19 protein-coding genes are annotated in these 19073 nt (G+C 43.5%); 7 read left to right on the plus strand and 12 right to left on the minus strand.

Going from position 1 to position 19073, the window contains the following annotated elements; translation table 11 throughout:
- The first annotated feature begins 97 nt into the window (after nt 1-97).
- Nucleotides 98-424, plus strand: a complete 327-nt coding sequence (locus tag ABE021_RS06295) for a nucleoside triphosphate pyrophosphohydrolase (RefSeq protein ID WP_430287515.1) — start codon at nt 98-100, stop codon at nt 422-424.
- 465 nt (nt 425-889) lie between these two features.
- Here the strand turns inward: ABE021_RS06295 and ABE021_RS06300 are convergent, their stop codons facing one another.
- A complete protein-coding gene (locus ABE021_RS06300) occupies nt 890-2083 on the minus strand; it encodes a chromate transporter (RefSeq protein ID WP_430287516.1) in 1194 nt (397 codons plus the stop codon).
- Nucleotides 2084-2503: 420 nt separating this feature from the next.
- Here ABE021_RS06300 and ABE021_RS06305 point away from each other — a divergent pair, with 420 nt between their 5' ends.
- On the plus strand, nt 2504-3490 hold the full coding sequence (locus ABE021_RS06305) for a bile acid:sodium symporter family protein (protein WP_430287517.1): 987 nt from the start codon (nt 2504-2506) through the stop codon (nt 3488-3490).
- A gap of 269 nt (nt 3491-3759) precedes the next feature.
- On the opposite strand, the gene ABE021_RS06310 is transcribed toward ABE021_RS06305, so the two are convergent.
- From ABE021_RS06310 to ABE021_RS06325, 4 genes are all read right to left on the minus strand, one after another.
- Nucleotides 3760-4140 carry a VOC family protein gene (locus ABE021_RS06310; RefSeq protein WP_430287518.1) on the minus strand — a complete coding sequence of 127 codons (381 nt, stop codon included), beginning with the start codon at nt 4138-4140 and terminating at the stop codon, nt 3760-3762.
- 163 nt (nt 4141-4303) lie between these two features.
- Nucleotides 4304-4390, minus strand: a complete 87-nt coding sequence (locus ABE021_RS06315; RefSeq protein ID WP_430287564.1) for a hypothetical protein — start codon at nt 4388-4390, stop codon at nt 4304-4306.
- 14 nt (nt 4391-4404) lie between these two features.
- Nucleotides 4405-4530, minus strand: a complete 126-nt coding sequence (locus tag ABE021_RS06320) for a hypothetical protein (protein WP_430287519.1) — start codon at nt 4528-4530, stop codon at nt 4405-4407.
- Between the two features lie 92 nt (nt 4531-4622).
- Nucleotides 4623-5021 (minus strand): VOC family protein, encoded by a 399-nt coding sequence (locus tag ABE021_RS06325; protein ID WP_430287520.1) that lies wholly within the window; start codon nt 5019-5021, stop codon nt 4623-4625.
- 572 nt (nt 5022-5593) lie between these two features.
- Between ABE021_RS06325 and ABE021_RS06330 the strand changes: the two genes are divergently transcribed.
- Complete coding sequence (locus ABE021_RS06330; protein ID WP_430287522.1) at nt 5594-6505, plus strand: D-alanyl-D-alanine carboxypeptidase family protein; 912 nt, start codon at nt 5594-5596, stop codon at nt 6503-6505.
- A 180-nt stretch (nt 6506-6685) separates the two neighbouring features.
- Here the strand turns inward: ABE021_RS06330 and ABE021_RS06335 are convergent, their stop codons facing one another.
- The 6 genes from ABE021_RS06335 to ABE021_RS06360 form a co-directional block, all read right to left on the minus strand.
- Nucleotides 6686-7306, minus strand: coding sequence for an NUDIX hydrolase (locus ABE021_RS06335; RefSeq protein WP_430287523.1), 621 nt, complete (start codon nt 7304-7306; stop codon nt 6686-6688).
- 175 nt (nt 7307-7481) lie between these two features.
- Nucleotides 7482-8135, minus strand: a complete 654-nt coding sequence (locus ABE021_RS06340) for a M48 family metallopeptidase (protein WP_430287524.1) — start codon at nt 8133-8135, stop codon at nt 7482-7484.
- Between the two features lie 245 nt (nt 8136-8380).
- The gene (locus ABE021_RS06345) at nt 8381-8581 is read right to left on the minus strand and encodes a hypothetical protein (protein WP_430287525.1); all 201 of its coding nucleotides are present in this window, start codon (nt 8579-8581) and stop codon (nt 8381-8383) included.
- Nucleotides 8582-8604: 23 nt separating this feature from the next.
- Complete coding sequence (locus ABE021_RS06350) at nt 8605-9165, minus strand: DUF4256 domain-containing protein (RefSeq protein WP_430287565.1); 561 nt, start codon at nt 9163-9165, stop codon at nt 8605-8607.
- Nucleotides 9166-9579: 414 nt separating this feature from the next.
- The gene (locus tag ABE021_RS06355; protein ID WP_430287526.1) at nt 9580-10812 is read right to left on the minus strand and encodes an amidohydrolase; all 1233 of its coding nucleotides are present in this window, start codon (nt 10810-10812) and stop codon (nt 9580-9582) included.
- Between the two features lie 403 nt (nt 10813-11215).
- Nucleotides 11216-12418 carry an MFS transporter gene (locus ABE021_RS06360; RefSeq protein WP_430287527.1) on the minus strand — a complete coding sequence of 401 codons (1203 nt, stop codon included), beginning with the start codon at nt 12416-12418 and terminating at the stop codon, nt 11216-11218.
- A 642-nt stretch (nt 12419-13060) separates the two neighbouring features.
- On the opposite strand from ABE021_RS06360, the gene ABE021_RS06365 reads away from it, so the two are divergent.
- The 3 genes from ABE021_RS06365 to ABE021_RS06375 all read left to right on the plus strand — a co-directional run bounded on the left by ABE021_RS06365 (nt 13061) and on the right by ABE021_RS06375 (nt 17358).
- Nucleotides 13061-14557, plus strand: coding sequence for a phytoene desaturase family protein (locus tag ABE021_RS06365; RefSeq protein WP_430287528.1), 1497 nt, complete (start codon nt 13061-13063; stop codon nt 14555-14557).
- Between the two features lie 102 nt (nt 14558-14659).
- The gene (locus tag ABE021_RS06370; RefSeq protein WP_430287529.1) at nt 14660-16177 is read left to right on the plus strand and encodes a phytoene desaturase family protein; all 1518 of its coding nucleotides are present in this window, start codon (nt 14660-14662) and stop codon (nt 16175-16177) included.
- Entirely contained in the window at nt 16174-17358 is a 1185-nt protein-coding gene (locus ABE021_RS06375) for a glycosyltransferase family 2 protein (RefSeq protein ID WP_430287530.1), read from the plus strand. The genes ABE021_RS06370 and ABE021_RS06375 overlap by 4 nt, the downstream gene beginning before the upstream one ends.
- Before the next feature lie 61 nt (nt 17359-17419).
- On the opposite strand, the gene ABE021_RS06380 is transcribed toward ABE021_RS06375, so the two are convergent.
- A complete protein-coding gene (locus ABE021_RS06380) occupies nt 17420-18154 on the minus strand; it encodes an FG-GAP-like repeat-containing protein (RefSeq protein WP_430287531.1) in 735 nt (244 codons plus the stop codon).
- 153 nt (nt 18155-18307) lie between these two features.
- Between ABE021_RS06380 and ABE021_RS06385 the strand changes: the two genes are divergently transcribed.
- Nucleotides 18308-19051: a hypothetical protein gene (locus ABE021_RS06385; protein WP_430287532.1), complete on the plus strand. Its 744-nt coding sequence runs from the start codon at nt 18308-18310 to the stop codon at nt 19049-19051.
- Nucleotides 19052-19073 lie beyond the last annotated feature (22 nt).

A 19073-nucleotide genomic window follows, 5' to 3' on the forward strand; every position in this document is an offset into this window, starting at 1 on the left:
ATAAAGAGTAAAAAAGTTTTTATGAAATGTATAACATTATAAATTTCCTTCGAAGATTTATGATAAAATAACGGTAAATTCCAGGAAGAGGTGCATTGTGCCAGTCTACAACAAATTAGTTCGAGACCGAATTCCCGAAATTATCAAGATGGATGGTAAAACACCAATAACACGTATTCTTTCTGAACAAGAATATATCTTGGAAGTTCAAAAGAAAATGCATGAAGAACTGACGGAGTACGAGGAAGCGATACATACAGACAATCGATTGGAAGAGCTGGCTGACTTGCTGGAATTAATACACGCAGCTTCGTCTTTACACGGTGTAAGTCCTGCAGAGCTTGAGAAGTTAAGAGCAAGAAAAGCTGAACAGCGCGGTGGGTTTGCGAAAGGTATTTATCTAGTTGAGGTACAAGATGACTGATGTTCAGTGAATTATCCATAATCTTCTTGAACATATTATGAAACTGTCTGTAAAGGCAGATACAATCTATAACAAGACCGCTTTTCTTATGAAGTCTGGTGCGAATGAGAGTATAGCAACCATACAAACGTTTGTAATATCATCAAATTTATCGGAATCAGATAACTGAAATGGGATTGTTTAGAACTTGCTTATTCTCTCTTCTATGACGCAATCTGTAAATATTCAACAAATTACAAAAGTGGTAGGATTATTTTCAAGCAAAGCTTCCCGACATCAAATAATGAGCAAAGTACTAAGAAATAGATAGGACATTCTAAAGTAAAAGAAACCAGCCGTATAGGAACAGTCACTACGTTCGCTACTTTACACAACTAGAAAGTTTAACTATATATTCTCTTTACCAAACAAAAAAGGCTTGCTCCAACTGTCTTCCCACAGACAGTTGAAGCAGCCTTTTTCAATTCACAAAAACGACAACCCCATCCCCCCAACAGCTCCCGCCACGACAACCATCCACGGTGGCAGTTTCCAATATGCCAGCATCGTGAATAATACTGCAGCGAGGGCGAAATCGGTAGGTTGTAGGATTGAACTGGTCCAGATCGGGGTGTAGAGTGCCGCGATCAGAATGCCGATTACGGCTGCATTGACACCCATGATGGCTCCTTTGACTTTAGGGTTGTTTCGCACTTGATCCCAAAATGGGAGTGCTCCTAGAATGAGCAGGAATGCTGGCAGGAACACAGCGAAGGTTGCGACGAGGCCGCCTTGCCATCCTTTCATGACCGTTCCTATGTAGGCGGCAAATGTGAAGAGCGGACCCGGTACGGCCTGGGTTGCTCCGTATCCCGCTAGGAAGGATTCTTCGCTAATCCATCCAGTTGGAACAAATTCCTGTTCGAGTAAGGGCAGGACGACATGGCCGCCGCCGAATACGAGTGAGCCGGATCGATAGAAACTGTCGATCATGGCGACCCAGACGGATCCTGTGAATTCCCGGAGAATGGGCAGCAGAACGAGCAAGCCCGTAAACAACAGAAGACAGATTGCAGACACGGTTTTGGTGATTGGAAAGGCCGATTTTGCTTGTTCAGTGTCTTCGTGTTTCTTGAACAGCAAGAATCCTATGAGTGCTGCGAGAAGGATGATACCGACTTGCGTCCAGGTTGATTGCCATAGCACTGTACCGATGAGTGCAAAGAGTGCGATGGTCTTCCTTGTTGCGTCAGGGGTCAGGTTTTTGGCCATTCCGAGGATGGCATGGGCAACGACCGCCACTGCAACCAGTTTGAGTCCGTGGATCCATCCCGAGTTCCCGAAATCCGTTGTTGCAAGCAGTCCTGCAAACAGGATGAGTGCAATCACTGACGGGAGTGTGAACCCGAGAAATGAGATGATGCCTCCGATGACGCCTGCCCGCATGACGCCAATTCCGATTCCGACTTGACTGCTTGCAGGGCCGGGTAAGAATTGAGCCAATGCGACGAGGTCTGCATAGCTTTTTTCGTCCATCCACTTTTTTCTGCGGACGTATTCTTCATGGAAGTAGCCCAAATGTGCAGTGGGCCCACCGAACGATGTCAATCCTAGACGAGTGGAGACGAATAGGATGTCCACTAATGTTTTCATACTTCGTTTCGATTTTGCTGGCTTCATGGGAGCCTCCTTTTGATAGTCGTTGGTTGGATTGCTTGGATTTTGACTTCGCTATCATGAAGGTACCATGTCTGTTGCCAGCTATGTAGAGTTCGATCGAAAATTTACAAAATCGTCATAGTACGAGGTTTTTCTCAATTAATAAAAGAGATAGAGATTGCTTCTTTTTCATCCCATCCACCTACACTTCCCCCTCACCGCCTCGGTTCTAAATAAAAAACAGCAATATGAAATATATATTGTATCATTCAGATAATTGTGTATAATTGACTCTATCGTTTTGATTTCATATGTTTACATCGTTTCGAGTTGTTGAGTCATTCATTACAAAAAAAGTACGGATTGTTGCAAGTAAGTCATTTCTCTATTCCAGGTGATGCTCCGAGCAACGTCCAGAGACTATCAAGGGGGTATATGAGGATGAAAGCATTGGAGTCGATCAGTTCGTTTGCAGGGAAGTATTTTGCTGTGTGGGTCATCATCGCAGCGCTTATGGCCTTTCTATTTCCAACACCTTTTCTAGGATTAGGTGCATACATCACCATTTTGCTCGGAGTTGTCATGTTTGGCATGGGACTGACATTGAAGGCGGTGGATTTTAAGATTATCGCTACGAAACCGTTGCCGGTGATCGTGGGCGTCGCTGCTCAGTTTGTGATTATGCCTCTTGTTGCGTTCGCGATTGCTTATGTACTGAAGCTTCCGCCAGAATTGGCTGCTGGTTTGGTACTCCTAGGATGTGTTCCGGGTGGTACGGCTTCGAACGTGATGGTCTATTTGGCGAAAGGGAATTTGGCGCTGTCGGTTGCGATGACTTCCCTTTCCACACTGCTCGCACCGATCGTAACGCCTGTTTTGCTGTTATGGCTTGCAGGTCAGTGGCTTCCGGTGGACCCGGTGTCGATGTTCAAGTCGATTGTCCAAGTAATCATTGTACCGATTGTCCTTGGTCTTTTGATCAGACGATTTTTCCCGAAGGCCGTCGAGAAGAGCGTCACAGTTGTACCGCTCATTTCGGTGCTCGCTATCCTCATCATCGTGTCTGCGGTCACGTCTGCCAATGCAGGCAATGTCATCTCTTCCGGTTTCGTCGTATTCGCTGCAGTATTCCTACATAACGGCTTCGGATTGCTGCTTGGCTATTTGACGGCCGTAATGCTTGGATTGAACGAGAATGATCGCAGAGCCATCTCTATTGAAGTCGGCATGCAGAACTCAGGTCTCGGAGTCGCACTCGCAACCGCGCATTTCGGTCCGCTCGCTGCACTTCCAAGCGTATGGGGGGCGATCTGGCATAATATTTCGGGACCGATACTTGCGACAATTTGGTCCAAGAAACCTGCTATAGCCGAGGAACCTGAACAGGATCTGAACACAATGCCTGTCCAACCGTTTGAGTCCCGCTGAGCGGATTGCAAACTTGTAGGGCATGAAGAAACCAGCTGTCACTTTAGGAGTTAAGAGTGTTAATTGCAATGCTCTATTTTATAACGCTCTCGGCTAGGATGAATGCTCCCCTTGATTATATTTCATTGATATTGATGAAATAACCAAAGTGAAATAAGCTTGATTCCTTGCAATTTCAGCATGGAATCAAGCTTATTATCTTTTTCACTTGGCCAGGTTACCAACACGGTCCGTCTACCACAAACGTGCCCGTGTGGTGAAAGAGAATGTTATTTACTTTTTTCCATTACTGCAAAGTAATTTTGTTCACTGTCAGCAAAGTTAAACACTCGACCAGTGGGCATTTCCATAATCTCCCCTACAAGAACACTTTGGTTTTCCAAATTGGTATACAGTTCATCGAGGTTTTCAGTTGTGAACATTAATGACGGGGTACCCAAATTTAATTCAGGAGACATCTTAGCAATCACTTCTTTATCATGTAAAATGATACTTGTCTCCGACTCTTTTGATGGAGCAATTTCGATCCATCTCATACCTTGTCCATTTTCTTCTGCAACGATACTGAAGCCTACCTTTTTTGTCCAGAAATCAACTGCCTTTTCTTGATTAGTTACATAAAGCATAATTTGACCGATTTTATTAATCATCCACTTTTCTCCTTTCTAGCTTTTATTGTTTTACCACTGACAATTATCAATTCAAAAATTTTCAATTCAACTAAATGGCCCGACTATTTAATAATTACTTACATATAAAGCTATATTTGGAAATAGTGTTTCTTCGATTCTATTTTTATATTCACAAAATCTTCTACATCAATTTACCATTTGCAAGCTCATCCAACAGCCTATCTAAATAGCAAGTTTCTCGTATAGTTCGTTCTTTTATGTCTCCCACTCGCTAAACGCAGTCTACACCTTCAATCCACGATCGATTTCATCGAATCCTGTTTTCGTGCATCCTTTTTTCTCAGTCTTCGTAAAATAACAAGGATAGACACTGGCGACACTCCGTGTATAATTCTGATACTTGACCATGATGCATGACCCCAATGAATATAAACGAACGTCAATCTTCATTCCAAATAAGTTGCCGATTTGAATGATCTTACAGTCCGGTTGCAACCAAATTACTCTGGTAAGTTCAACTGCCAGGATATGCCGAATTGGTCATTCAGCCATCCGAATTTTTTGCTGAACCCATAGTTATCGATCGGCATAAGTGCTGTGCCGTTTTGCAACATTTTCTCATAGAGGCGATCAATTTCCTCTTCTGTATCACACGTAAGATAGATAGAAAAAGATGGGGTAAACGTAAACTCATGGTCGACGTGGCTGTCGATACACATGAACTCCTGCCCCTTTAACGAAAATACAGCTTGTACAACTGTCCCTTCTTTACCGGGTCCTTCAGCCCCGTATCGAGTAATGCTTTTAATTTCCGATTCCTCGATAAGTGATGTGTAGTATTTCATAGCTTCTTCAGCAATACCGCCTTGAAACATTAAAAATGGTGTTACGTTTTTCATAGTCAACTTCCCCTTCTTCACATGAATTTTCTGTTCCTCTCAGTTTCAACTAGCCACTTGAACAATTTTGAACCATTTTAGCTAACTTCACTTGTTTCCACTAGTTCAGTAAGCCCCCTAAAAATATAATTCCAGCCATTCTCTGGTTACCGTACATTTATTACTGTTCAGCCCTTGTATATTTTCAACCATCGCTTGCTTCGATTGACTGGATGATACCTGCTCCTCTTCATATTGCTTTAAGAGATTCTTTGTAAATACACTTGGTTTTCACCGTCAATTGCGGCCATTTCAACTGCAAACTCCACTTGCCTTTGGCGTTCTATTCGTGAATTTTCATTCATAAAATAACACCTCTCATTTGTTCTTACCTCTATTATACCAATTTTCATGTACCAGTAGACAGTTCATTCACTTCATGGATTTTAAAATTTGTTCGGAAGTTTGTGGAGTACTCTCCAATCATCTTCAGAAAAACTTCAGAATTCCCCTATGTTCTCCTTCATGGTTCTCCCTTATACTTAACAGGAATATAAAAATCCGGAACTAGAGAAATGGAAGGTAGATGCAACATGAAGAAGTTGTGGACGTTAGTACGGGGAATGCTGCTTTTTGCTGTCGTTTTGGTCATTGCCATGAAAGTGACTGGTTGGAATGGTCTGGTCATGAAAGAGATACCAGGCGTTCTTCAGACCGATGACTATGCGAGTCAGTATATCCTCATGGTGGATCGCTCTACTGGAAAAGCGGTGTATGAGAAAAATGCAGACCAGAAAGCGTATCCTGCATCGCTGACGAAAATGATGACCACACTTGTTGCGCTTGAGCATATCAAGGATCTCTCTGCGAGTGCTCCCGTCGATACCGCAACTTATCAAGAAATGGTGTCACTAAACGCTTCAATGGCGGGGTTCTATGGTCGGGAGGCGGTCACTTACCGGGATTTGCTATATGGAACGATGTTACCTTCCGGCGGAGAGGCCTCTAACTCTCTCGCGATCCATGTGGCTGGGAGTACGCAACAATTTGTGCAGCTCATGAACGACAAAGCGACAGAGCTTGGAATGGCCCATACCCGCTTTACAAATCCGGAAGGCCTGCATGACGCAAAACAATATACGACGGCTTCGGATATGGCCAAACTGCTGGATTACGCTTTGGATAATCAAAATTTCAAAGCCATCTTCACGAAAGGCACATTCCAGACAACACCGACCGCGAACCATCCGCAAGGCATCACGTTGAAATCAACGGTTCTCTCCTCCTTGAATGCAGCGGAACAGGACGGCTTTGAAATTCTCGGCGGAAAATCCGGAACGACATACGAAGCCGGCCAGTGTTGGGCTACGCTCGGTACATCTGGAAACCGTGAGTACGTCACAATCGTCATGGGGGCACCGCTTGAGGATGTCAGCCATCCTGACCATGCACAGAAGAAGGATACGTTGGATCTCTTTGCAGAAGTCAGCGCGAGTGAACGTTAAAAATATGGGATGAATTCCATTTTAAAATTCCAATGCGATGTGCTGAACTGAAATTCAATTCATCTCTGAAAGCGAACACTGGTCAAAGCAGCTCTTGCAGCTGCTTTTTCGTTTTCCTGAAACATAGGGTTTCCGTTTTTCTTAATAAGTTGTATTTGGGATGAAGTCGGGCTACTTTCCTTACAGAATAGCTTCTATTCCCCGAATCACACCTTCATAGTAGTCCATCGGATGTGGGACAAAATCGATTGTGCTTAAGCGTTGGTGCACAAGCTGACGTTCCCCATTCTCGGTCAGTACGAAACCCTGGCTTGGAATTGAATCCAGATGGCCCCTCCACAATTTTGCGAAGTCTTCGAACGCCACCTTATACATGCCCGCGACTTCCTCCGGCTGCACGTGAAAATCACTTAAGTTGTGTTCTGTATGATAAACAAACACATGAGCCAGCTCATTGTCCATCATGTCAGGCTTTTTCATGCTATAGGGAATGACACCTAGCAGATGCAAGTCTTCAAACGCGACCGCGATTCCCGTTTCTTCTTGAATTTCTCTCACACCGTCCTCAACACTTTCAGTTGCGAGTAAATGCCCCGCTGCAGTGATGTCCAGTAAGTTTGGATAGTCTTTCTTCATAGGACTGCGCAGTTGCAAGTAAAGCATGTCTTTTCCATTTTCTTTCGCAACAAACCAACAATGGAACGTTTCGTGCCAATGGCCAAGACGATGAGTCTCTTCACGTGTTGCTGTGCCAATCGGTTTTTGCTGCTCATTGAAAATGGTGAGAATTTCAGTTTCCATGGATGATCTCCTTTACGTGTAAAGTCGGTTGCGGATTCTACCTGTGCCAATCATTACAGAAGGGCGATAGACTGTTTTTTCATTGTTGACTTCAATGGTCAATCACATAATAGCGCAAACAGTTCCATTGAACGTATTCTAATTTCCCATTGAAACAGGAACCGCTATTTCCTAATCACAGCGTCATCCTGTGCTGGTGGCTCGCGAGGTAGTCTTCCTTTTCCTTATAGTCCGGCATGATGCTTCCGACACGCCGCCAAAATGATCGATCATGGTTCATGTGCGTGATGTGGCACAGTTCGTGAACGATGACGTAATCGATGACATCGACGGGTGCCATGACAAGCCGATAGTTGAATGCGAGTTTCTTGTTCGAGTTGCAACTTCCCCATTTACCGAACGACTCGATGATTTCAATCTCTTTTGCCGAGACTTTCAGTTCTTTCTGATACCGTTTGATGCGTGTTTCGATAAGGGTTTTGCATTGGGTGAAGTAGAACTTCTTCAAATTGTGTCGGAGTTGGTCTTCACTAAGCCCCTGCGTTTCAATGAGTTCCTGCAGCAGGCGTTCTTCTCCTAGGTAACGGAATGTCCCATTGGGTACGTATTGCCTGGCGAGTGGATCTATCTTTTGGGACTCCCTTTCCTTCATCCTCTCTGCAATCCAATCTCCCCACTTGTGCAGTTCCTGCTGGATGGCGTGTTCCGTTGTGCCATTCGGTGCTTTCACGGTGATGAAACCGAATGAATCGATCTGTAAGGAAAGTTTCTTCCCTTTTCCATATTGCACATTGTAATGGAAGACTTCGTTATCAATTGTGATTTTCATATGGACTCCTCTTTTTCTGGTTTATCCGCGTATACCGTTTCAGGTTCTAAGTAAGTCCATTATATCAGTTCGTAAGGAATCTATTTGCGTATTTCAAACACAAAAGCAATTCCCTCGGAATATCTCATCCGAGGGAATTGCTTTTTCACTTATAACCTTAGCTCTTATGCAATTTCTTACTATCCATTCTTCATGCTTGAACAAATTTTCATGGATAACTCCTTTTCATAAAGGTTCCAAATTGATTACGCAGTTGCAACCGAATCAAAGAATGTCCCTGGTTTTACAGCTACATTAATCGTAATAGTAGAGACAAGATTGTGGTGAGAAATGAATTCCACGGCTAATGTAAACCGTACATTTCGCAACCCTGTTTTACTGATTGCATCAGATGCTCTTGAAACCGACGGAACCAATGCAAGCGCACCGCCTGTGAAACCATTCATACCTGAATCACGTTTCCATTTTTTTAAATTTTCAACAGACCACGGAATCCTCTAGCTGCATAATAAGATTCAACCCCATTATGGTAAACGAAAACGGTTGCATAGCGGAAATCACAAAACAGACCGCCACCGAGCCCTCTTATCGATTGAGGTGTCTTAATCCAGCTGGACGTTTTCTTATCGAAGTTTTCGAGTTGCTGTAAAGAGCGATACTGTTCTTCATCCAGCAGCTCGATACCCATTTCCGCTGCCATCCCCATAGCGCTGTGAGCTGGCTTGTTTTTCTTGCGGGATTCGAGAGCTTCAGGGTCGTAGCAAACACTCCTGCGACCTGAAGGGCTTTCTGCGGAACAATCGTAGAAACTATAAACATCCGTCTCTTCGTCATATCCGACGACATCAGGCTCACCACCTGTTCTCTCCATTTCGTTCAGTGACCAGATTTTTTCAGGATTCGCATCGAGCTTCGCTTGGATGTTTGTCCACTTTAAATCTGGATGACGGTGCATATTGTCCTCGAATCGTGTTTTCAACGTACTAAGCAGTTCTTCACATTGTTCAACTGGCAACTCTTTCTTTGCCATGTGTTCAGTTGGATTGGTCATAATTGTTCCTCCTTAAACGGCACTTTTTTGATAGTTCAAATGATACCATGGTTTGTTCATATATGACTTTAAATATTCATCTATGGTGAATTTCTCATGTAACCAATCCGAATTATTCATTAGGGGAAGGACGTTGCTTTCATAATATTTCTTTTCATCTCAAAGAAAATCACTTATCCACAATGTGCTATAATCAGCTTACATTTGACATACTGTTCAGGAACTAGATTTCTTACACACTATAAGATGAACAGAGGTGATATGGATCTTCTGATAGTTGTTTAATAATGATCCCCTCCCTCCTCATAATTATAAGAAGGGAGAGATCTTATTTCTTATCCAAATTTGCGATGATTTTCAAAAGCGTTTTAACAACATACATGGAAACTTTCTTTATAGGCCGTTTTCTATTTTCTTTTCTCGTATTTGCTTATGTTCTCTCTTTATGGCTTCTAAACGTACAGGATCTAAATACAATTCGAGTGCGCTCGCAGTAAATGCCCGAATCACTTGGGACATTTTTACATACGCATAGTGGGAATTCACATAACGCAACGCCTCTTCTTCATGAACAAATAATGGATTATCTGCTTCTAAATCGACTTCAACATACAATGTCGGACAAATGTAGCTGACATTTCCAATATCTGTTGAACCCGGTGTCGGTGCATCCTTTTGTGAAGTGAAATGTGTAATTCCAACATCCACAAAATTCTTTTTCGTCAGTTCCATTAAAGACGGTACATTTATTAAGTCATCAAAAGAGTTCCCTAGTTGGCGATAGGTAAATTCGGCACCTGTCATGATACCCGCACCTCTACCACACTCAATTACACGCGAACTTACATGCTTTAAATACTCTCGATCCTGAGAACGTACCGTGATATGACAAATTCCTCTATCCGGAGTTATGTTCGTTGCCATGCCACCTTCTTTTACGATGCCATGGATTCGAACGTCCTGCCTTACATGTTGGCGCAGTGCGTTAATCCCCATGAAGGTCAACTGCACAGCATCCAATGCGTTAATGCCGTTTTCAGGATACGATGCAGCATGTGCTGCCTTCCCGATAAATTCGAATTCATAATCCGTCATCGCTAACGCCGCGGAGTCAATGACTGTCTCATTTGCTAGGTGCGCTTGAAAAACAATGTCAACGCCCTCAAACGCTCCTTCTTTCAACATATTGATTTTCCCGCCATACGTTTCTTCAGCGGGTGTTCCGATTAAGAGAATTTTTCCGTCAAAGTGTTCTTGTAATTTTGACAACACGATTGCACTTCCACACATTGTCGAAGCAATCCAATTATGTCCACACGCATGTCCCTTTCCAGAAGATGTATTATACCCAGGCAATGCATCATATTCTGCTAAAAAAGCAATCGTCGGACCATCTCCTGTTCCAAACTCTGCAATAAAAGCGGTTTCCAATTCTTTATGATCCCGATAAGGAAATCGGACGGTAAAGTCGAAAGACTCCATGACTTGAGCTAAATACTTAGCAGAATCATACTCCTCCCCGCTAAGTTCCGGATGGTGAAATAAATGCTCACTAATTGTCTGGAATGTTTCCCGATAACTCTCTTCAATCCCAGCTAACTTCTCTTTTAGTATCTTTACGTCCATATTCGTCTCTCCTTTTCCTCAGTGTCCAAAGTTTTTCAGGATTCGCATCGAGCTTTGCTTAGAGAGTTGTCCACTCTAAATCTGGATGACGATGCATTTTCTACTCAGATTGTGTTTTCAACACACTGAGCAGTTGTTCACATTGTTTAGCTAGTTTAAATGATACCACGCTTTGTTCATACACAACTTTAATAACTCACAGTATGCCTCTAACAATGCATTCTTTAAATATAAGGAGTGTCAAATTGGAAAGCATTTCAACTTTCATGAATTAAAAGGCTGGTGGCTTTAAAGATCGGTGCTGATTTCTAGTAAGTTTTAGGTAGAACTGGAGTTGTTTACGCCAGACAAATAGGAAGCAATTTTTAATTGCTTCCTCAATGAGTGGCGCACAGACAAACCCTTATACGATATTTTTCACAAAAATTCTCCTGCTGCGGATTACGATGAGACTGACCGCAGCGAGCAGCAGTCCGGAAACCAGAAACACGGACCGGATGCCAAGCCAATCGGCAAGAACCCCCATGCCGAGCGAAGAGATTCCGAATATCCCTGTTGAAAGGGCACCGAGAGAGGTGTAAACCGTCGACATTTTCTCTTTTGGCACGCTCGTCTGGATAACGGTCTCCTGCGGAATCGACTTCATCTGCCCAAATAGTCCGACTGCAAACGAAAGCAGAAGTGCCAGCACTGGCAACTTGCTGAATCCGAAAAGAAACGTTACCACACAGCTCATGACAGCTCCTAACAGTATATGTGTTCCTAACCTCTTTTCAACTTGCGAAGCGTACTTGACACAATAGAGACTACCGGCAATCAGTCCTGCAAAGAATGCCCCGTTGATGAACCCCCACCATTTTTCGCCTGCGTGCAATGCGTCTGTGACGAAGACTAGGAGAATTGCTGCAATCCAGACGGTACCTGCAATCGTTTCCAATACATCCATCACGGCAATCCTCCGCAATACCGGAACCTTCCAGAGCGTATTCCATCCTTCTTGAATCTGTTCCAGTTTTCTTTCAGATCCGTGTATCGGCTTGGATACCGATTGGAGAAAACATAGAATAATACTGGCCGCAGCGAATAACCCCCCAGTGATCCATATAAGCTGCTGCGCAGTGACGATCAGTAAGAACAAACTGCCCACGAACCACATTCCCATTTGAATCATCTGAGTAATCGTTTGAGCTATACCATTCGCTCTCAATAGATCATCAGGCTCCACGTAATGCGGTGTCAACGTTTGGCGGATAGGCGTTGCAACTCCATCCAGAAAAGCTATTCCAGCCACTACAAAAAACACGTAAAAGTAATTCTCGACTGTGAGCATTGCCACTACTGCGCCGAGTACTACTAGTAAAACCGTCTTCCCAATTTGAGAACCTGCCAGTAGCCATTTCAAGTTCACCCTTCCGATTAGAAGCGGTGTCAACAAACTCGAGACGAACATGGATGATGTAATGGTGAAGGGTACAACGGATGCAGCACCAGCTGATCCCGTAAGTGCAAACACCATACTGATCAAACTGACCATATACAAAACATCACCGATATTGGCAATGGACTCCCCTGTAACTAAAAGCGTAAAATTCTTATTCAATTTCATTATTTATCCCCCATTTTTAAAAGTCTTTCCTTTAAAAATAGGGAGGTTAAATTGGACGATTCATTCGTACGATGCTCCTTTCAAGGCGCTCAATCCGGGGGATTGGGATTGGGCATAGAATGGCGTTGCTCACTTGTTGGACATGTTCAGTTACTATGCGTCCCTATTGAAAACCCATTGAATAAGCGTCCGCCATATGGTTCTACTACGTTATCCACTCATTCAATGACTTTTGTTTTTTCTCATTTTGTATAATAACAGTCTATCGAGAACACAAATTGGTCTGTAAAATCAGTAACGAATTTTTGAAGTTCCCGAATGACCCACTTTTCAAGACTCTCTCGCAATCTTTGGTTTACTTCTTCTTTTATGGACCTATGATTCCGTCATTCCTCTTTTTATGAAATCCCGCTTGCTATACAAGGAAAATCATACCATAATTAAACTATGTTTACTGAAGATATCGATATCTTATTCGGACTTTACTAAGGATAATACGACGTTGACGTGACTTTTATCTAACGGATACATAAAAACATACATCATGGTACACTAAATGTTCTAATTATTATAACTAAAATGAATTCATGTACGTCTCTTTCATTAGAGATGCCTTCAATAATCGGAAAGGTGATGAGACACTTGTCAACTGGTAAAACTATTTTAATAATTGGGGGCGGACTCGGCGGTTTGTCTGCAGCTATCTCACTCGCACAAAACGGATATAAGGTCTCATTGTATGAAAAAAATCGTCACATCGGTGGTAAATTGAATCGTCTTGAACAAGATGGATTCGGGTTTGACCTCGGTCCTTCCATCTTAACGATGCCCAAAGTGTTTGAACGTTTGTTTACAGGAAGCGGAAAGCAGATGAAGGATTATGTACCGACCGTAAAGTTGAATCATCAATGGCGCTCGTTCTTTCCTGACGGGAACGTCATTGACTTGTATGAAAATCTTCAGGACATGGAGACTAAAAATCCTTCCTTGAACAAAAGGGATATCCGGCAGTTCAAAAAATTGCTCAGCTATTCAGAGAATCTCTATAACACGATTGAAAAAGGGTATTTCAACAAAGGTCTCGACAGTACGAAAGAAATTGGAGAATTCCACGGCATCGCCAGTACGTTTAAAAATTTCGACCTGTTCTCTACGGTCCATCAGGCCATTGATAAGAGAATCAGCAACAAACAATTCCGGGACATGCTCTCGTATTACAGTAAATACGTGGGCTCTTCCCCTTATGACGCACCCGCGCTACTGAATATGATGATCTTCATGCAGCAAGACCAGGGTGCTTGGTATGTCCCTGGCGGCATGCATCTGCTCGGTAAAGGGATGGTAGAGCTTGCCCAGGAAATCGGAGTGAACTTCCATACAGGACAAGCCATTATCCGGCTGACTAAAGCGGATGGCAAGATAACGGGAGCCGTTCTTGAAGATGGCACGACTGTGACTGCGGATTATTACATCTCCAATATGGAAGTGATTCCGGTTTATGAACAGTTGCTTCAGGAAGACAAAAAGTATGTGAACAAGTTAAAAAAGAAATTTGAACCGTCCAGTTCGGGTCTCGTCATGCATTTGGGTGTGAAGAAAAAGTATCCTCAGCTGAGCCATCATAATTTCTTTTTTGCGAAGAACCAGAAGCGTCAAATGAAAAAAATATTCCATCAGCACAAACTTCCGGATGATCCCGTCATTTATCTAGTAAACGTTAACAAGACAGACCCTTCCCAGGCGCCCGAGGGGTGTGAAAACATAAAAGTCTTACCTCACATCCCCCATATCCAGGACACTCCATTGACACATCGGGACTACGAAAAGTTCGCAACGCGGGTCTTGATTAAATTGGAAAAGATGGGGCTGACGGATTTACGGAAGAATATTGTGACCCAGGATATTTGGACTCCTGAAGACATCAGGAACAGGTATTGGTCGGATCGGGGTGCCATTTACGGAACACTTTCCGATAAAAAGATGAACAAAGGATTCAAGCATCCTAAGCATAGTGAACGGTATGATAATCTCTATTTCGTCGGAGGAACGGTGAACCCAGGAGGCGGCATGCCGATGGTGACGCTGAGCGGTCAGCAAGTCCGTGACCAGATTGTTGCAAGAGATCGAGGAACTGACTGATTCCGAATGGAAGGTGTCCTAGCTCTTGTCGTGTAATCGAATTTGAGCAGGATGAATTTCCACTCGGAGAACCGGGAATTTGAAGAAAAGAGGAGATACGCATTGGGGAAAAAAGTGATTGTGGTCGGCGCAGGTGTTGCTGGCCTCGCCAGTGCCATCCGTCTGCAACACGCAGGGTATGAGGTGGACTTATATGAAAAGGAGGCGACTCCAGGCGGAAAGATGAACCGACTTGAAATGGATGGCTACCGATTCGACTTGGGTCCGAGCCTCGTGATGATGCCGGACATCTATCGGGAACTATTTCAACTGTGCGGTCGCGATCCTGATGACTACATTCCGATGGAAAAGCTGGATCCGATGTACCGAGTCTATTTTAGTAATGATCCTTCCCACCCCATCGACGTTTCGAGTAATCTCGTTGACTGGACACGGACGCTCGAGTCCTTCAGCCAAGAGGATGCTGCGGGGTTTCTCAGTTATTTAAGTGTGATTTATAAAGGCTACAATGTCGCTATGGAAAACATCATTCAAAGACCGTTTCGTAAAAAAAGTGATTTCTATAATCTTTCCATGTTGAAAAAAGGAATGAATATGAAGGTCAGCGGAAGCGCGGATCAGTTCATCGGCAACTATATAAAAGATGAGCGATTGAAACAGATCATTAGCTTCCAGACGCTTTACATCGGGATCTCGCCTATCAAGAGCCCTTCGTTTTACACGATGATTCCCATGATCCAGTTCCTTTACGGGATCTGGTTTATCAAGGGTGGGATGTATACGATGGCAGCGGCCATGGAGCGGCTGTTTCAAGAACTCGGCGGAACAGTCCATTACAATGCTCCTGTAGACGAAATTCTAATCGAACATCAACAGGCGATCGGAGTTCGGGTGGATGGGAACGCAATTCCAGCTGACTATGTTGTCTGCAATGCAGACTTTCCGTATGCGATGAAACACCTGGTACAGGATAAGCAAGCGAAAGGTAAGTATACGGACCGCAAAATCGACAGCATGAAGTATTCTTGTTCCTGCATGGTGTTGTACTTAGGGATGAATCGCAAATACGAGACAATAGACCATATCCATAATTTTGTGTTTGACGAAAACCTGGAGAAAAATATGCACGATATCTTTGAGGGGAACAAACTGACAAAAGCTTCTTTTTATGTCTATATCGCATCCAAAATGGATCCATCGTTAGCTCCTGCAGGCAAAGACGGGCTGTACATCATGATGCCGGTTTCCAATGTCGCCACTTCCAATTATGAATGGAACGAGGAAACAATTGCCGATTACCGTTCCTATCTGTTAAATACGCTGAAATCCATAAAAGGGTTTGAAACCATCGAGGACGATATTGTCACAGAAACATGTATGACTCCCCTGGATTTCGAGTCCAAGTTCAATGCGTATAACGGCGCTGCTTTCGGGTTGCTGCCCACTATGCTCCAAAGCAGCCATTTACGTCCTCAAAGTAAGGCTAAAGACTGTTCCAATCTGTATTTCACGGGCAGCAGCACGCATCCCGGAGCAGGCGTTCCGATTGTCTTGATGTCTGCGAAGATTGCTGCACAAGAACTGATCAGTGATGATCAGGGGATTCTCTTTGGTTATTGACGTACAAAATCAAAGTGATTGCGATGAGCCATTTATTCATTCACTTATATGGGAGGGATGAGATGGCGATTTCTGATGGAGTTACTCTTATAGTGGGTCTTTTGGCGGTTTTGATAGGTCTTCTCATGTTTTGGTCATTGCCTGTTCCCAAATCTTTCAAAGGTGGCCACACTTCCCTGCCATTGGTTTCCATTATTATCCCTGCCCGTAATGAGGCCGGGCGGATTCAACCGTTGTTACGCTCCTTACAGCAGCAGAACTTTCAATCATTCGAGCTCCTGGTGGTAGATGATCATTCCTCTGATCAGACGGTCGACATTGCGACTGCGTATGGGGCAAAAGTGATTTCCAATCGCACGGAGCTAGCGGGAGCCGGCAAGTCGATGGCTTGCTGGCAAGGTGCTCAACAGGCAACAGGACAATGGCTGTTATTTCTGGATGCGGATACGTATTTTAGCGGGGACGATGGCTTGGAAAAGCTGTTGCTGCTCTATCAGCAAAAAGGGGCGAAAGGGATTCTTTCACTCCAGCCCTTTCACACCGTCAATCGACTGTATGAAAACCTTTCAGCAGTCTTCAATATCGTTGTTATCGTCGGGATGAACTTGTTTTCAGTTGGGAAACGACGCTTTAAAACTGCCGGCTCATTCGGGCCCTGTATCCTTTGCGATCGAGACGATTACTTTTCAACAGGCGGACATGAAAAAATCCAAAGCGCGATCATGGATGATTTGGCACTCGGTCAAGCTTTTCTTGATAACAACCTTCCTGTTCATTGCTTAGGAGGAAAAGGTACGATATCTTTCCGCATGTATCCGGAAGGGTTTAGAAGTATGGTGGAGGGCTGGTGCAAAAGCTTTGCGATCGGTTCCCAATCGACACATCCTATCATTTTGCTGATGGTCATTATATGGATATCCGGCAGCTTCATAAGTGTGGGAGAACTGATTTCATCTCTCCTGGCTGGAGATGCGGTACGTATTTTGCTGACAGCGTCCTTATATGCACTCTATGCGCTGCAAACAGGTTGGTTTGCACGAAGGTGCGGGAATTTCAAATGGCCGATTTTCATCTTTTTCCCGATCCTTTTCCTATTTTTCGCAAGCGTCTTTTTATATTCCTTGTTCCGAGTACATATATTACGTTCAGTCAAATGGAAAGATCGTAATATCGAGGTATGATGTGCGTCTCAGACTGCACAACTGTGGTTTCTGAGTTGTGCAGTTTTCCCATTTGCGAGACCTAGTTTGAGGTTCCATAAATGGCGAACCATTGCTGCCAAATCGCGAACTTGTGTCCATCCCATTTTAATGTATTAATGATATATCCAAATGCATCTGCGTGGTAAAGTCCGCTAATTTGCTGATATGCCTGAATTTCATACACTCCATCACGGTCCATATCTACTGGATAAAACCCGCTAACCCCATCCGCCATCCCTTGGACAGGCTGTTTCAATTTTCCGTTTTGAAAATAGATTTGTGATAAATACTCTGCACCGCGATCGCTGATATCCAACAAATAGGATTTACCCGTTGCAGGGCTATGCACGTTCACTTTGAAATAATCTTGATAGGTGACCGTATACTGGTTCTGTTTGTTGTATTGCTCAAAATCAAATAGTTTTTCAGCTTGATTTTTTGCGAAGGAGTACACATAGTCGAATGTAAATGCACCCGATCCACCTGAGTCAATGCTTACCAAAATGTCTAAAATGCCATCGCCTGTAAAGTCCCCCAAAAAGAGAGTCGGATTGTAACCGGAGTTCCCTTCTTCATTCAGCGCAATCGTGTGCACTTTGTTCGTCGCCCCGTCTTGAATGTGTAACGTAATCTGCTGCAAATAGGGACTCGTCGGGTCAACCGACTTGACTCCCGTCAAATACACTACATCTACCATTCCATCCCCATTGACATCTCCATACGTGCTAGTAATGATTTCAGGTTGTCTATACGGGTTCACATGATTCAAATTCATTCTCTTCCTCACTCCCACTTGGACGTTTGGCTCAGTATATTCATAGGGGCGTGAGAGTGTCCCAAGTCGCCAGGAATTTATTGGAGCAGTTGTGTTATATTTGGTGATAGGGAATATTGTTATACATATATTTATATAGAGGATGGACATGATTTGAAAAGAAAACGATTATTCTTTAGCATTGGGCTGCTTCTATTTATCGTCTCACTCCCAGTAAGCTCAATAATGACATTGGAGTTAGTTCATAACTTGAACATGCAGAATCTGTATCGTGTCACAAATGTGAGTGAGGGGTATCCTCCTACTCCTTCTGCATACACTTATCAAGACCACATGATAACAATCGAGGAAACGATAAAAGATGAGGTCAGTTTCATTAATCCATGGAGTTATGAAATGGGCATTGCTGATTTATCGGTGAAAATAGATGGCAAGGTAGTGGATCGGTTGGCCCATTATCCGGTACGGATTGAAGAAGAAGGACTAAATCGGTATTACGGTGACATTGGGTATTTAATGGTGAAAGATAAGAAAAAGGGTGAAACGCAGTTTGTTATTCTTTTAAAGAAATCGAGGGAGATTGAAAAGGAGCGGTCCAATGGAGATATAGTCGGTGGATTGCCCGCTCAGAACTTATACTATAAACAATATACTATGGATGAAAAAGGTAAGTTAACGACTGACTCATTCAACTTTACGGAGCGCAGCGGCCTACAAACTGAACTTTTGAACGAGAGCTCCCTCACCCCTTATCGGATCGGGTATTACACCGATGCATGGGAGGGATATCCTGCCTTCTTTTTCCCTTTGACTTACCCATTTGGAACATTGATTATCAGTTTGGTGTTGGCGTTCGTCTATTTCCCTTTCAGAAAAGTTAACAAGAAGACCAGTTGACTGACACAACGAGAATTAGGTG

The organism is Sporosarcina gallistercoris (assembly GCF_050459885.1).
Taxonomy (GTDB): Bacteria; Bacillota; Bacilli; order Bacillales_A; family Planococcaceae; genus Sporosarcina; species Sporosarcina gallistercoris_A.